At 70.2% G+C, this 13,744-nt stretch carries 10 protein-coding genes and 2 pseudogenes; 6 read left to right on the forward strand and 6 right to left on the reverse strand.

Features of this window, described 5'->3' with window-relative positions:
• Window positions 1-242 precede the first annotated feature (242 nt).
• A pseudogene (locus tag IPQ09_15790) lies at window positions 243-641 on the reverse strand (VWA domain-containing protein).
• Between the two features lie 398 nt (window positions 642-1,039).
• Here IPQ09_15790 and IPQ09_15795 point away from each other — a divergent pair.
• Window positions 1,040-2,488: a transposase gene (locus tag IPQ09_15795; protein MBL0195658.1), complete on the forward strand. Its 1,449-nt coding sequence runs from the start codon at window positions 1,040-1,042 to the stop codon at window positions 2,486-2,488.
• 1,302 nt (window positions 2,489-3,790) lie between these two features.
• Here the strand turns inward: IPQ09_15795 and IPQ09_15800 are convergent.
• The gene (locus IPQ09_15800; GenBank protein ID MBL0195659.1) at window positions 3,791-3,946 is read right to left on the reverse strand and encodes a hypothetical protein; all 156 of its coding nucleotides are present in this window, start codon (window positions 3,944-3,946) and stop codon (window positions 3,791-3,793) included.
• 598 nt (window positions 3,947-4,544) lie between these two features.
• Between IPQ09_15800 and IPQ09_15805 the strand changes: the two genes are divergently transcribed.
• Window positions 4,545-6,071, forward strand: a complete 1,527-nt coding sequence (locus IPQ09_15805) for an aminoglycoside phosphotransferase family protein (GenBank protein MBL0195660.1) — start codon at window positions 4,545-4,547, stop codon at window positions 6,069-6,071.
• A gap of 213 nt (window positions 6,072-6,284) precedes the next feature.
• On the opposite strand, the gene IPQ09_15810 is transcribed toward IPQ09_15805, so the two are convergent.
• The 4 genes and pseudogenes from IPQ09_15810 to IPQ09_15825 all read right to left on the reverse strand — a co-directional run bounded on the left by IPQ09_15810 (window position 6,285) and on the right by IPQ09_15825 (window position 8,856).
• Entirely contained in the window at window positions 6,285-7,382 is a 1,098-nt protein-coding gene (locus IPQ09_15810; protein ID MBL0195661.1) for a kelch repeat-containing protein, read from the reverse strand.
• 99 nt (window positions 7,383-7,481) lie between these two features.
• A pseudogene (locus tag IPQ09_15815) lies at window positions 7,482-8,175 on the reverse strand (SAM-dependent methyltransferase).
• 53 nt (window positions 8,176-8,228) lie between these two features.
• On the reverse strand, window positions 8,229-8,480 hold the full coding sequence (locus tag IPQ09_15820; GenBank protein ID MBL0195662.1) for a hypothetical protein: 252 nt from the start codon (window positions 8,478-8,480) through the stop codon (window positions 8,229-8,231).
• Window positions 8,481-8,643: 163 nt separating this feature from the next.
• Window positions 8,644-8,856 (reverse strand): hypothetical protein, encoded by a 213-nt coding sequence (locus IPQ09_15825; protein ID MBL0195663.1) that lies wholly within the window; start codon window positions 8,854-8,856, stop codon window positions 8,644-8,646.
• A 111-nt stretch (window positions 8,857-8,967) separates the two neighbouring features.
• Here IPQ09_15825 and IPQ09_15830 point away from each other — a divergent pair, with 111 nt between their 5' ends.
• The 4 genes from IPQ09_15830 (at window position 8,968) to IPQ09_15845 (ending at window position 13,350) form a co-directional block, all read left to right on the forward strand.
• Entirely contained in the window at window positions 8,968-9,984 is a 1,017-nt protein-coding gene (locus IPQ09_15830) for a hypothetical protein (protein MBL0195664.1), read from the forward strand.
• A 122-nt stretch (window positions 9,985-10,106) separates the two neighbouring features.
• The gene (locus IPQ09_15835) at window positions 10,107-10,913 is read left to right on the forward strand and encodes a MerR family transcriptional regulator (GenBank protein MBL0195665.1); all 807 of its coding nucleotides are present in this window, start codon (window positions 10,107-10,109) and stop codon (window positions 10,911-10,913) included.
• Between the two features lie 168 nt (window positions 10,914-11,081).
• Window positions 11,082-12,197 carry an iron-sulfur cluster-binding domain-containing protein gene (locus IPQ09_15840; GenBank protein ID MBL0195666.1) on the forward strand — a complete coding sequence of 372 codons (1,116 nt, stop codon included), beginning with the start codon at window positions 11,082-11,084 and terminating at the stop codon, window positions 12,195-12,197.
• Window positions 12,198-12,216: 19 nt separating this feature from the next.
• On the forward strand, window positions 12,217-13,350 hold the full coding sequence (locus IPQ09_15845; GenBank protein MBL0195667.1) for an acyl-CoA desaturase: 1,134 nt from the start codon (window positions 12,217-12,219) through the stop codon (window positions 13,348-13,350).
• Window positions 13,351-13,744 lie beyond the last annotated feature (394 nt).

Here is a 13,744-nt window from a genome sequence, read left to right on the forward strand (position 1 = left end):
GCGGGCTTCGCGGCGGACCGCGACGACCCGCTCCCCGCGGGCTGACCGCGGCGCCCTACTACGACGATTCCGCGGCGGCTATGGCCTTGGGGCTCGGTATCCCGTACGGATACGTAGTGACGTACTTCTGGTTCAAGCTGCGGGGCTTGTCGGGGATGGTCATTTCGAGGAGGGGGCGGTGACGGACATTGGCCCCCATACATGCCACGCGAGGTCCTCGCGCGGAAAGCCCTTCGAGCGCGCTACCCCAGCATCGCCTCGATCGCCTTGCGGATCATCGCGGTCCGGCTCTTGAACCCCAGCCGCCTCCACGCCTCGTCGAGGGCTCGCGGGTTCTCCACGAGGCCGGCCGCGTACGTCACCGCGCGCCCGATGTCGGTGCCGCCGCCGAGCTGCACCTTCATCAGCACCTCGACCGGGTCGGTGACGCGGTCGGTGAGATCGACGACCTCGGTGTCGAAGATGCAGAGGTGGGTTTTGGTCGACGGGAGACCCCAGAGGCAGGCCGCGGTGACGGCCGCGTGGATGACCGACGAGAGCATGCTCCCGCTCTCGTCGACGAGCAGGATGATCTGCCACTTGTCGAGCTGCCGCCGCGTGCGGGAGAAGAAGAGCGGCGTGCGAATGAAGAGCTGGCTCTCCGGGGTTGCCTCCCGCGGAGGGGACCGCATGGAGTGCCTTCGGACGGGCTTCGCCCGGGAAAGGTCGCGATTGAAGCGGGCCTGGGAGGGCGCTGGAGCGCGCCGGGAGGGGTCGGCTCGCTCGCCAGCGGAGACAGCGCTCGCCGCGCTCGACGTGCGGCTCCGACGGGCGCGTGGGACCCTGTGCGCGGCCGCCCGCGCCGCCCGCGATTACGCCAGCACCATGGACTTCTCGAACTTCGGCCCCCAGTGAGACCGGCGCGTCGCGCGGCGAGAGCTTCCCGAGGAGCCGAGGTGTCCGGAACACACCAGAAGACGTCCGGGACAGGGCGCGGTGAGGGCAAGCTCGCGAGATCGCAGCGATGCTGTGTGGGCGTCGGGCTTGCTGAGGGGGCGCGGTGCCCTCTCCGGTCTACGAGCGTCGAAGACCAGAGACGACAACGCTCTATCACGTGGTGCAGGAGAACCTCGACACGCTGTATGGCGCGGTGCAGGACGGGGCCCTCGCGATCGCGTTGCCCAAGTTCGTGAGGAAGGAGCTCGAAGGCTATCTGGCGTGCGGCCTGCTTTGCCACGGCTTCGCACGCCTCAAGTGTGGGAGCTGCGAAGAGACGCGGCTCGTGCCGTTCAGCTGTAAGGGCCGTGGCTTCTGTCCCTCGTGCCTGGGCCGGAAGATGAGCGCCACCGCGGCGCATCTCATCGAGGACGTGCTGCCAGCGGTGGATCTCCGGCAGTGGGTGCTCACAGTGCCTTTTGCGTGGCGAAAGCGCCTCGGGTATGACGGGCCGTTGGTCTCGGCGCTGACGCGGATCTTCGTGCAGACGGTGCTCGGGTTCTACCGTGAGCGGGGCGGTGGATCTCCACGCGGACAGAGCGGAGCGGTGATCGCGGTACAGCGAACCTCTTCCGATCTGAAGCTGAACCCGCACGTGCACGCGGTGTTCCTCGACGGCGCATATCGGGACAAGGGCGAGGAGCTCGACTTTCGCGCGGTCGGGCACCTGTCGACGCGGGACGTGGCGGCGGTGCTGGAGCGTACGCGCGACCGGATGGTGAAGTACCTTCGTCGTCGGGGCCTTCTCCTCGAGGACGGCGACGCGGAGGGCGAGGGCGACGGTCTGGCCGTGCTCGCCGCGTCCGCCGTATCGGGCACGACGCCGCCCGCCGGTCCCGAGTGGCGCCGCGGCGCGCTGCCCTTCGAGAGACGGGGGATGGTGTTCGAGCGACCGCTGTGCGTCGCGCTCGATGGCTTCACGCTTCACGCGGCGACGCGCGCCGGCGGGCACGACGTGGCCGGCAGAGAGGCGCTGTTGAAGTACGTGTTGCGTCCCGCAGTCGCGCAGGAACGGGTGACACGCGGCCCGGACGGACTCGTGAGGATCACGCTCAAGAAGCCCTTCTCCGACGGGACCGTGGCGGTGGACATGGATCCGCTCTCGCTCCTCAGCCGCCTCGCGGCGTCGGTACCCGCGCCGCGCTTTCACACCGTTCGGTACGCGGGCGTGCTCGCGTCGGCGAGCAAGCTCCGGCCCCGTCTCGCCCCGAAGCCCGCGGTGGTCCCACCGGAGAACGCGGCGCCCATGCCCGAGAGGCCGCGTCGAGGCGCCTACCGCCCGTGGGCCGAGCTCCTGAAGAGGACATTTGGGTTCGACGTGCTGACGTGCCCATGCTGCGGGGGGAGCATGAAGCTGCTCGCGATCGTCACCGATCCGAAGAGCGTCGCTCGCTATCTGCGAGGCATCGGCGAGCCGACGGACGTGCCGCAGCGAACCCCGGCTCGTGGACCTCCGTACTGGCAGAGTCGCGTGCTTCGGCGAGGTGCCGGCAGCGTCGAGGCTGCTGAGTAAGACGGGCGCAAGGGGCGCGCGAAGGCCGCGGTGCGCCCGCATGCAGGTTGCTCGGGTTCGGCAACCTCCGTGCCAGGGCCGAAACCGGCTCGGCGCGGCCACCGGCCACCGTGCAGGTGCCTCAAGCCACGCCGTCCCGCCGCCCGCCAGCTTTGGGAAAGTGGCTTGTTTCGCTTACGCTCCTGCGCCCGCCCGGCCTCCGATCCGGACCCCCGGCACCACTGCGCCTCCACGTCCGGATCGCTGGATATCCCCGCCGCCTCCGGCGGCCCGCAGGATGCGGGGGTTGCCCCTAACCGCCCGACGTGACGCCCGGACCGGACGGTACCTCCCGCCACGCCATTCCGGGCGGGTACTGCAGGGGCGGGCGGCGGGTGCGAGCGAGAGACGCGCCAGCCCGCCGGTGCCCTCCAGCGGCCATCATGGGCAGAGCCGTTGGCCAGCCCGCGCGCCCCGCGGGCCCGCTTGAGCATCGCCTGCGACAGGCCGTGCGCCCACGCCTCGGTCGTCTGATCCAGGTACCACTGCGCGTGACAGATCAGGCGCGAGGCGTCGTCCATGAAGGCCAATAGCTGAGGCCGCTTGAAGCTCCCGTCGGCGAGCGCGATGGCGCGCGAGCACTCGTGAAGTCGGCGTGCCAGAGCCCGTGCACCTGGGTCACCTCGAAGCTGCGCCGCTCGCGCGGCTCGAAGGCCTGAACCTCGCCGCGCTTGCGCTTGCGACGACGCTGTTTTGACCATCCCCTGCTGGCGCATGTGACGCGCGATCGTCGCAGGGCTCGGCACCTCGCCTAGCGTCGCGTCCGCCTTCGCCTGCGCCGCGAGGTTCTGGTGGTGAAGCGCGTACGTCCAGCTCGGGTGGGCGCGGTACTGCACGGCGAGCGCCTCCGCAGCGGCCCCGAGCGATGGGCGCGTGCCCGCGTGTGACGGCACCTTGCGCGCGAGCGCGTCGATGGGGTCCGTCTTCGCGTTCTTCGCCGCGTAGTACCAACGCTCGATCGTCGACGCGCCGTAGCGCAGGGACTCTCGCGTCGTCGGGTGCTCCCACCGCCGCGAAGCGAGCGCTTCGACGTGCTCGCGCAGCTCCCCTACGTCCGGTGAAGGCGGGACAGCAATGGCCCCACGATCGTGAAGCGAAACCTCGCCCACTTCATCCGGGCTGACTCGTGGCTCTTGTCGTTCATCTCAGGTCGTCCTCCTGCGCAGGCCCTCCTGCGCGTGTGCGACAACCCTGAAATCAAGACGGTCCGTCTACGACCGTCCCTCTGCGTGCGGTCACCCAACCATCGCCGAACGTGCCCGTTCAGGGGAAACCGTCGCCGTCGTCAGTGGCGCCAGCAGCCGGTGCGTCGTCACCGCGCTCCGCCTCGGTGCCGCGCGCGGACCGCATCAGCGCCACCACCACGTTCGGGGCCACGGCGCCCGACGACACGACCAGCGCCGCGACCAGCAGCGTCACCCTCGCGTCTTGCCTGGACCCGCCCCCAGTAGCTCTCCCAGCGGCTCGTCGTCTGCCGCGACGGGCGCCGGACGTCGACGCGACCGCTGGGGCTGCCCTCGACGCCACTCCGCGCAGGGCCGCCCACGCCACCATGACCCGCATCGCGTACACGAATCGGCCCCAGGAACCGCACCGACGGCGGTGTCGCGCCTCCTGCAGCCACGCACCGAGCAGCACTAGCGACAGCCGCCAATCGTACCGCCCGGCGACGGCCGCCCCTTCGCCGACCCCGCGGACCTTGCGCGGGTAGTTCGCCACGTCCAGCCGCCCCCGCACCCCGGCCGACTGCACCGGGCCCCTCCGCACCGCCCGGGCGCCGCGACGTCGATCTCCAACAGTTTCGCGTGGAACTTGTCCTCGTCCGCGATCTCGCTCACCCTCTCCACCATCCGTCCTCCTCGACTCTCTCAGTCGGAGACGGACCCTCCTGAACTCACCAATGGTGGCGAGTTTTCGGAGGGCCTTGTCCATCGCCCCTCACGAAACGTGTCGCGAACATAAGCGCCCCCTCAGTTCACAGGGGCGTGCTCCGGTAGAACACGCCGCGAACCACGCGATGCTCAACAGAAGCGGATTTTCCCCTCTCCGGGTTATCAGCATAGAGCGGCTGTGGACCATCGCCAAAACGGGCTTTTGCGGCATCGTCGTAGGGTCATCAGCATGGACCGGTATGGACGAGCAAGGCCAACGCGATGCCGTCAAACGTCTGTGTTCCTGGTCGACGTTTGTGTTCGCACGGATCTCGCTGGACGGCCTCGGCGAGGCAGTCGCGCGCGAGCTTCCCTCTCTGCTAGAGCTCGGCCTTGGTCGTTCCTCCTCCGATCGTTTTTGTCATGGTAGTGGCGCTAACCTCACCCCGGCTGACGTCGAACTGATTCGGGCATCGGCTGCGCTCCTAGCCTTGGCCGATGCGACCAGGTTCGTTCCGTTGGGGATCTCGCGGGAGGAAACGCTGCTCCTGCGCCTAATCGCGGGGCACAGGCAGTCGCTCGACGGCAGCGTAGAGGTTCGTCGTCTCCGGGCCGCGCAGATGCACGGTGGGAGATCCAAAGCCCGTGTCTTCATGTTGCAGGGGGAAGAGGGTCGACCGTTCGTGGTGAAACTCGACGAACCGTCGGAGCTTCTCAAGGAACTTCAGCTCCATCAGAACTGGATCGCCGCATGGGAACCGAACGTGACGGATCCAGTCATCTACCATCACGAGGGTCTATCCGGGCTCTCATATCGATTGCAGCCCCACCCCGATGGGACCAACCGCCCGGCGCCGACACTTGAAAACGAGCTCGAGCGTCTGCTCAGTATGGAATGCTTCGATCGAAACGATCTGGGGACAGATGAGGCGTTGATACTCGGTGAATCGCTAGAAGCCGGGATCTCTCGCGCGTCGGAGCGACTGGCCGAGCTAAACAAGCGCCCAGCGAATGGGGGAGGGGTCGTGTTCTGGCTACATTGGCCAGCTGCCGGACTGGCAAGGCGTTCGGTCACCCACCAGGTTATCGGGCACGATGAGCAGTCCTTCGACCTCTCCGCAGTCGTGAACAAGGCCATGGAAGTGCTCGCACCGCTGCACGACAAGGGTGTTGTCCATGGTGACATTCACGGTCGGAACGTCTTGTTGGTTGATCGCCTACCGGCCTTCATCGACTACGCTACCAGTGGCCCAGGCAACCCGTTGGTAGACCTCGTCCGCCTCGACGCAACGGTTCGCCATCTCGTAATGCGCGCGACCGTCGGGGAGAGGGAGCTAGTCGATTTGTTCGTCGCGCTCTACGTGACGGGAACGTCTGCAGCGGACCTTCTCGCGAGTTATCCGACGCTAGCCGCGTCGCCGGCATCCAAGCTCGCTCTAACCACCGCTGCGAAGACCAGATCGTGCGCCCTCGGAGTGGCCGAGAGCTTCCAATGTGGGGTCAGCGAGTATCTCGCCATGGTAGCCGTGATTGCCGCCTACGCGCTCGCGATGCGAGCACCAGGCTCGGCGATCGAGCGCGCGATCTTGGCTGCGGTTGCTCCCGCGCTCATCGGCAGGTCGAGCGCGGGCGCCGCGCTTGGCCCCGCCTGTCCCCCGCCCGTCCCAGCGTGATCTCATACAGAGACGCTTCCGGAGGTGGTGTCCCCGGTGGACCGGAGGCGTCGGTCGCCATCGTGTAGACGAGGTCGCCCGCTGCGTTGGCAAAAATCGCGCTCTGCACGCTGCGCCCTGACCACCCGTTGTGGGCGAACACGGGCGCGCAAAACAGCCCCCCGTCCACGCGGCGCGCTTGCGATGATGGAGCAGGGTCGCTCTCGGTGAGCCTCACGGCGTGAACGGGGTGAACGCCTCGAAGGTGGCCACGGCGCCGAAGGCTTGCCGGTCGGCTCCGCCGGGCACGTACACCTTGCCCCCGATGGCCGCGGCGCCGGTGCCGTGGCGCGGCGATCGCATCGGCGCGAGCTTGGTCCAGCGGTCGGTCGCGGGCTCGTAGCTCTCCACTTGGTCGAACACGCCGCTCGGGCGGCTCGTGTCGCCCTCTCCCCCGGCGACCACTACGCGCGCGCCGACGACGGCCGCCGCGGCGCCGCCGCGCGAAGTAGGCATGGGGGCCCGCGCGCTCCACGTGCGAGTGAGCGTGTCGTAGGCATCTACGCGCGCTGTGTGGCTCGTGATCGCCGCCTGACGGCCGCCGATGAGGTAGACCGTCGTGCCCACGGCGCCGGCCACGAGGTGATCGCTCGGCGCCGGGATGGCGGGGAGATCCTCCCACGTGTCGGCGGTCGTGTCGTAGGCCGAGAACAAAGCCACGGCGCCGCCGCGGAGCCCGCCGGCCACATAGATCTTGGTGCCGACGACCGCCACGCCCGAGGCTCCACGCTCCGCGCCGAGAGGCAGTGACGCGCGGGGTGTCCACGTGTTGGTGGCAGGATCGTAGGCTATCGAGAGGCTCAATGCGCGAAAGGACGACCCGAGCGCCCCCACCACGTAGAGCTTGCCATCCACAGCGGCGGCGTTCGCGTGGTGGAGGGCGTTTGGGAGCGGGGCCGCGCTCGACCACGTGCCCGCGCTGGGGTCGAAGACCTCCACGGCGGCGCTCATCTCGGTCTTCGCGTCGAACCCGCCGATGACGTAAAGCTTCCTGCCGAGCGCCACCACCGCGGTCTCCTGACGGGGGCCGCCCGCGAGCGCCGGCAGCGGGCTCCACGAGCCGCCGTCGCCGCCCGCGTCGCTGGGAGAGGCCGCGTCGACGAGCGGGGCCGGGGCGCCCGCTTCGGAGAGCGTGGGCGTGGGCGAGGTCGCGTCCGAGGGGACGCTCGGGGGGGTGCCCCCGCAGGAGACGACGATGGCGAGCCCGAGCCGCAGGCGAGGTGTCGCCATGAACGTGACGAGCCGTGCGCGAGGGCTGCGCGGGGTTTGCATTCCCCAAGCATCGCACGGGGGCGCGGCGCGCGCCTTTGGCGGGGCTCCGGCCCGGACGGCTGGCCGCCAGCGTGGGTACCGGGCGCGCGGGCCCGCGGCTCACCCAAGCTCGCCTGGATAGACGACCTTGCGCGCCGACCTGCAACGCCGCGCGCTCAGGTCGACGCCGACGGCGTCGAAGCCCATGGCGTTGGCGACGGCGAGCACTCCGCCCTTGCCCGCAGAACGGATCGACGACGACGCGGGTGTTCGTCGCGTCGCGGAGGAACGCGCACGCGAGGCGCGCCGCCGCGAGCCCCATGGCGCCGCTGAACGACATGGCGCCGGCTTCAGGCAGCACGTCCGGGCCCGAGGAGACCCGACACATCGCCCCGAGGTCGAGCCCTGGGCCGCCGAAGGCCAAGAGGTGCGAGTACGCGGCGCGGCCGAGGCCCGGCGTGCCCGCAGGCTTGCGACACACGATCTTGTGGAAGAGCAGCCGCTGCGGCCCGCCCTCCGCGGCGCGCTGCACGAGGTAGGCCTTGTCGACCCACTCACCCGCGTGGCGAATGTCGCTTTGGTAGAACAGAGTCACGCCGTGGCTCGGCACCCAGCGAAGCACGTGCCTCGCCGCGTCCACGAACCACGCCCGCCACTCCGCGAGGGAGAGCTTCGGGGTCTCGGACACGTCGGGCAGGGAGGTGACGACGCTCGTGCCCTCCGCGGCGGGGTTCTCTCGAAGCCAGGCCAAGGCCTCGGCCTGAACGATGCGCCGCTGCGGGGTGTCCACTACCCCTGAATACCATCGCCCCATCGAGAGCGCGCCGGGCGCTCGACCCACGCAAGGAGCGCCTCGTCGGCCGCGCCTCAGGGGGAGGCGCCCGGGAGGCGCACGTGCGCATCGAACCAGGCGAGCACCGCTCCGACGCTCTTGGCGTACCGGACGTCCTTGCGGTGGAGGCAGTTGGTGTCTTCGGCGAGGTAGGTCGTGCCCACGCGGTCGCGGGTCACCACGAGATCCGCGGTCTGGCCGTCGTAGGCGCACAGGTCGGGCATCGGGGGAGGTGTGGAGGGCGAGCCGGGCGTAGGCGGTGGCGGCACGACCGTCGTCGAGGCCACGAACCCGAACCCGAACCCGAACCCGCCGTCTGCCGATCCGCTCGAGGGGTCTGCCGCGCCCCGCTCCGGCGGCGGACCTGCCCACGTTCCTCGTGGGAGCCACGAAGCTCGAGGTGCGCGGTGACACCCTCGGCGCGCCGCCTGGTGCCTCCAACCGCCGGAGCTACCGGCTCGACTTGGCCTCCAACGACGTGTTCGTCACGTTGCCGAACCTGCTCGGCGGCATGAGGTTGAGCGCGGCGGATCGCGACGAGCTCGACGAGCTGTTCGCGCGTGTCGAAGAAATGCCGATCGACACGGGGGGTGCACACCCGACCGCGAGCAGGAGGGACGCCAGGGAGACCAGAGCCAGCTGCGTGAGAGGACGATTGCGCATGCCCTCGCTAAGCTGTGCTGCGCGATGGGCCCGGCGGCCCACGCGCCGCGGTCGCGCGCGAGCGACGTCGGCCTCGGGCGGAGCGCCTGCGCGGCTGGTAGTCTCTTCGGAATGCGCGCTGCTTGGAGCATCCTCGGGCTGACGTTGCTGGCTTGTGGGGGCGCCTCGGCCCTGGTCGGGGATCCCGACGCGAGCCCGCCGGACGGGGGCGCGCCGGATGGAGCGGCGGCGGACGCACGCCTCGAGGTCCCCGACGCGAGCGATTCGAGCGAGGCGGGCGCCGGCGCGGGCGCGAGCCCCGACGCGGACGCGGGCGCCGTGGACGCGGGGGACGCGGGCGGGCGCGTGGCCGTGCTCCCTCGGCCGACCGGCGCGTGCCCGCAGCTCGTCGAGGGCATGATCACTGTCGCGCCCGCGGGCGTCGCGCCTCGAAGGGCCCAGGTGTGGATCTCGACGGCGGCGGCGACGTTGGACGGGCCGGTAGTCTTCTACTGGCACGGCACGACCAACGCGCCAGCGCAGGCCGAGTATGCGCTCGGCCGCGCGCAGATCGACGCGATCTTGGCGCAAGGCGGGGTGGTGATCGCGCCCGAGCACGATCCCGCGGCGGGGATCTTGCCGTGGTTCCTCGCCGACGGCGTGCGTGACGACGATCTCCGCGTGGCCGACGAGCTGCTGGCCTGCGCGGCGATGCGGGTCGGGGTGGACGCGCGGCGGATCCACTCGGTGGGCTTGAGCGCGGGCGGCTTTCACACGAGCGTGATGAGCCTCCGCCGCGCGAGCTACCTCGCGAGCGTGGTGTCGTACAGCGGCGGGCTGACCGCCACGATGGCCCCCACGAGCGATGCGCCCGGCGCGCGCTTCGCCGCGCTGGTGCTGCACGGGGGTGCCGACGACAAGGTGTTCCCCTACGTGCTCCAGACCACCAGCGAGCGCTATGTCGACTTCATCAAGGTGCGAGGTCACTTCCCGGTCCTGTGTGATCATGGGCAGGGGCACGACATCCCCGCGGCGGTTCGGGCCTCGGCGTGGCGCTTCCTTCAGGATCACCCGTACGGCGCGACCCCCTCCCCCTACGCGACCGGCCTCCCGGCGGGCTTCCACCCCTCCTGCGCGCTCGTCCCGTGAGGTGACTTCCCGCCCAGCGCTCTGAGTCGGAAAAAACATCCGCCCGCACCTTGACAGTGGTCGCTGTCACAATCATAACTGTCACCGTGATGACTGGCGCAGCAAACCTCCTCTTCGGCGCTATGCTCCCCTCTCCCGAGATGGCGCGCGAGCGAGCACCGACCCCCCAAGAACCGACCCAGCCCGACGCCTCGGCTCACGCGGCCGAGCGCGAGCTCACGATCGACGAGCTCGCCGAGCAGACCCGCGTGCCGAGCCGCACGATCCGGTTTTACCAGTCGGAGGGCGCGCTCCCGAAGCCGACGATCCGCGGGCGCGTGGCCTACTACAGCCAGGTTCACGTCGAGCGGCTCGCCCAGATCACGCAGCTCCAAGACCGCGGGCTCCGCATCCGGGCCATCCGCGACGTGCTCGAGCGCACCGCGAAGGGTGAGTTCTCGCTCAACGAGTGGATCGGCTCGCACGACCAGCTGTCGTCGCCGTGGGCCTCGGATCGCCCCAAGGTCATGACCGAGGCCGAGCTCGGCGCGGAGCTCGCGGGCAGGCGCCCCGGGCTCCTGGGTGAGCTCGCGAGGGTCGGCGCGGTCGAGCGGCGCGGCGACGCGTACCTCGTCGAGAGCCCCGCGAGGCTCGGCCTCCTGCTCAGGCTAGACGCGGTCGGCATGCCGCTCCACACCGCCGAGGGCGCCTTCGCGCTCATGCAGAAGCAGCTCGGCCGGCTGGCCGACGACCTCACCGCCTACTTCATGAAGAACGCCGACGCGCTCGGCGACGACGTCGACACCACGTACGCCGAGCTCCGTCCGGTGAGCCTCGAGGCCGTGCGGCTCGTGTTCGCTCGAGAAATGGAGCGCTCTCAGCGCAGCGCCACCGAGAGCGGCGCGGCCGCGGTGCTCACGAAACACAAGCGCCAGAAGGCGCGCCGCTAGAGCCGCTCGGCGGCAGCACTCTCGCAGCTCCTCTCGCGGCCTGCTGACGCCGCGTGGCTCGCCTCCCTTTGCCGGCGCGCGCCTCGCGCCCGCGCTCTCTCCCCCCAGAACGCCGCCTCGCGCGGCACGGAGCCTCGCGTCCTCTGCGCGAGGTCGAAAGGCACGCTCATGCTCGACATGCTCGACACGCTCAATCCCGTCTCCTGGGGCGCGCGCCTCGCGTCCGCGCTCGTCTACCCCCGCACTCTCGACGACTTCGTCGGCCTCGTGGCGCCGCTCCGCTCGCGCCGGGCTCACCACGCCGAGGTCGTCTTCGTGCGGCGCGAGACCTACGACACGGTCACCCTGGTGCTACGCCCGGGCCCACATTTCCCGCGCCACCGCGCCGGCCAGCACACGGCCCTCACCCTGGAGATCGACGGGGTCCGGCGCACGCGCATCTTCTCCATTGCCAGCGCCGAGCCGCGCGAGCACGCAGGGCGCCGCACGATCGAGCTCACCGTCCGCGCGCGGCCCTCCGGCCTCGTGACGCCGCGGCTCACGGAGCGAGACGCGCCGGCCCTCCGGGAGGGAGACCTCGTCGAAGTCGGCGCCCCCGCGGGGGACTTCGTGCTCGGCACGCCGGTTCACGATCGCCTCTTGCTCGTCAGCGGCGGGAGCGGAATCACGCCCGTGATGGCGATGCTGCGGACCCTCGTCGAGCGGCGGCACCGGGGGGAAGTGGTCTTTCTCACGTGGGCAAAGTCGCCGCGCGACGCGCTGTTTCGCGCCGAGCTCGACGCGATCGCAGCGGCCGCGCCCCTCACCTGCCCGGGCCTCCGCGTCGCGATCGCGTACGGCCCCATGAGCGAAGGAGCCCTCTCCGCGCAAATGCCCGATCTCGCGTCGTGGGAGGTGTTCGCGTGCGGCCCCCCGGGCATGCTCGAGGTCGTGCGCGCCGAGCTCGCGGCGAGAGGCGATCTCACGAAGCTCCACACCGAGGCGTTCTCGGCGCCAGCGATCCCGCCCGTCCACGAGGGAGACCCGGCACACGAGGGCGGTACGGTCACGTTCGCGCGCGCGGGCAAGACAGCCGAGGGCCGCGGGCCCATCCTCCCCATGGCCGAGGGCGCGGGCCTTCGCCCGAGGCACGGGTGCCGTATCGGTATTTGCCATACGTGCCTGTGCCGAAAGGTCTCCGGGACCACCCGCGACTCGGCCACGGGCGCTCTCTCGACCGACGGCGACGTCGATATCCGAATTTGCACGAGCGAGCCCGTGGGGCCCGTCGTCGTCGATCTCTGAACCGCGAAGCGAGGACCTCATGACTCACACTGCCCTCTCCGCCCTCTCGCCTACCGACCTCGAGGCGTTCGGCGCCGACATCGACGCGCTGCTCACCCGCACCAAGGCCGACCTCGGCGCGCGCGACACGCGCTACATCCGGCGCGTCATCCGGGTGCAACGTGGCCTCGAGGTCGCCGGCCGCGCGCTCCTCTTCGCGAGCGGCTTCTCCGCGCCCTTGTTCCCGCCCATGTTCCCTGTCGCGTGGGCGCTGGGCACCGGCGCGCTCGCGGCCTCGAAGATCCTCGAGAACATGGAGATTGGCCACAACGTGCTCCACGGCCAATACGACTTCGCCAACGATCCCACGCTCTCGTCGCAGACGTACGAGTGGGACATCGTGTGCCCGTCGGAGCAGTGGCGACACTCTCACAACGTGCTGCATCACACGTACACGAACGTGCGCGGCGTCGACCACGACCTCGGGTATCGCATGCTCCGCGTCGACCCGTCGCAGCCTTGGACGCCGCTCGCCTTGCTCCAGCCCGTGTCCACCCTGGCGCTGGGTCTCCTCTTTCAGTGGGGTGTCGCGGCCCACGACGTCGACATGCCGAAGTACCTCTTCGGGCCGAACGAGCGGACCCGCGAGGATCGCGCGAAGGTGCGCGAGTTTCTTGCGAAGGCGAAGAAGCAGGTCCTCAAGGACTACGTGCTCTTCCCGCTCCTGTCGGGGCCGTTCGCGCTGCCCGTGCTCGCCGGCAACCTCGTCGCCAACATGGTGAGGAACCTGTGGTCGTTCTTGGTCATCTTCTGCGGCCACTTCCCCGAGGGCACCGAGACGTTCCCCCCCGAGGTGCTCGAGGGCGAGACGCGCGGCGGGTTCTACCTGCGCCAGCTCCGCGGCTCGGCCAACTTCGAGGGCTCGTGGCTGCTCCACGTGGCGAGCGGCCACTTGAGCCACCAGATTGAGCACCACATGTTCCCCGACGTGCCCGCCCACAGATACCCGGAGATGGCGCGCGAGGTCCGCGCGATCTGCGAGAAGTACGGCGTCGCGTACAACTCGAGCTCACTGCCTTCCCAGGTGTGGAGCGTCGCGAAGAAGATCGTCCGCCTCGCCCTGCCCCCTTCGGGTCGAGACGCTCGCGCCGCGATCAGCCCGAAGGCGGCGTGAGTGAGCGAGCGCGCGGTCGCGCCGCGCCCCGCGACCGAATACGTGAACCGGCGGCGCCGCGCCCGAACCTCCGCGCGGGGTCGGGCCGCGGGCGCGAAGGCGCCGCGCCGCGTCCTTCATTTGAAGGAAGACGCGCGCGGCGTTTTGGCGTCCGATCCGCGCGAATGCCGAGCGAAGCCGACGATGCCTATCGGAGGGCGCTGGAGCTCGCCAATCGAGGTGACTTCCCGGCGGCGCTCCTCGCCGTGCAAGAGGCCCTCGCGAAGGACGCTGGGCGGGTGAACCTCCACAACCTCGCGGGATACATCTTGTTGTCGTTGAACGAGCCCGTCCTGACGACCGCGAGCGGGATGTGCGTCCCGGCTCTGGCCGGACCACTCGGTAGCCCTCGGGA

This window comes from Myxococcales bacterium, from assembly GCA_016720545.1.
Lineage (GTDB): Bacteria > Myxococcota_A > Polyangia > Polyangiales > Polyangiaceae > JAAFHV01.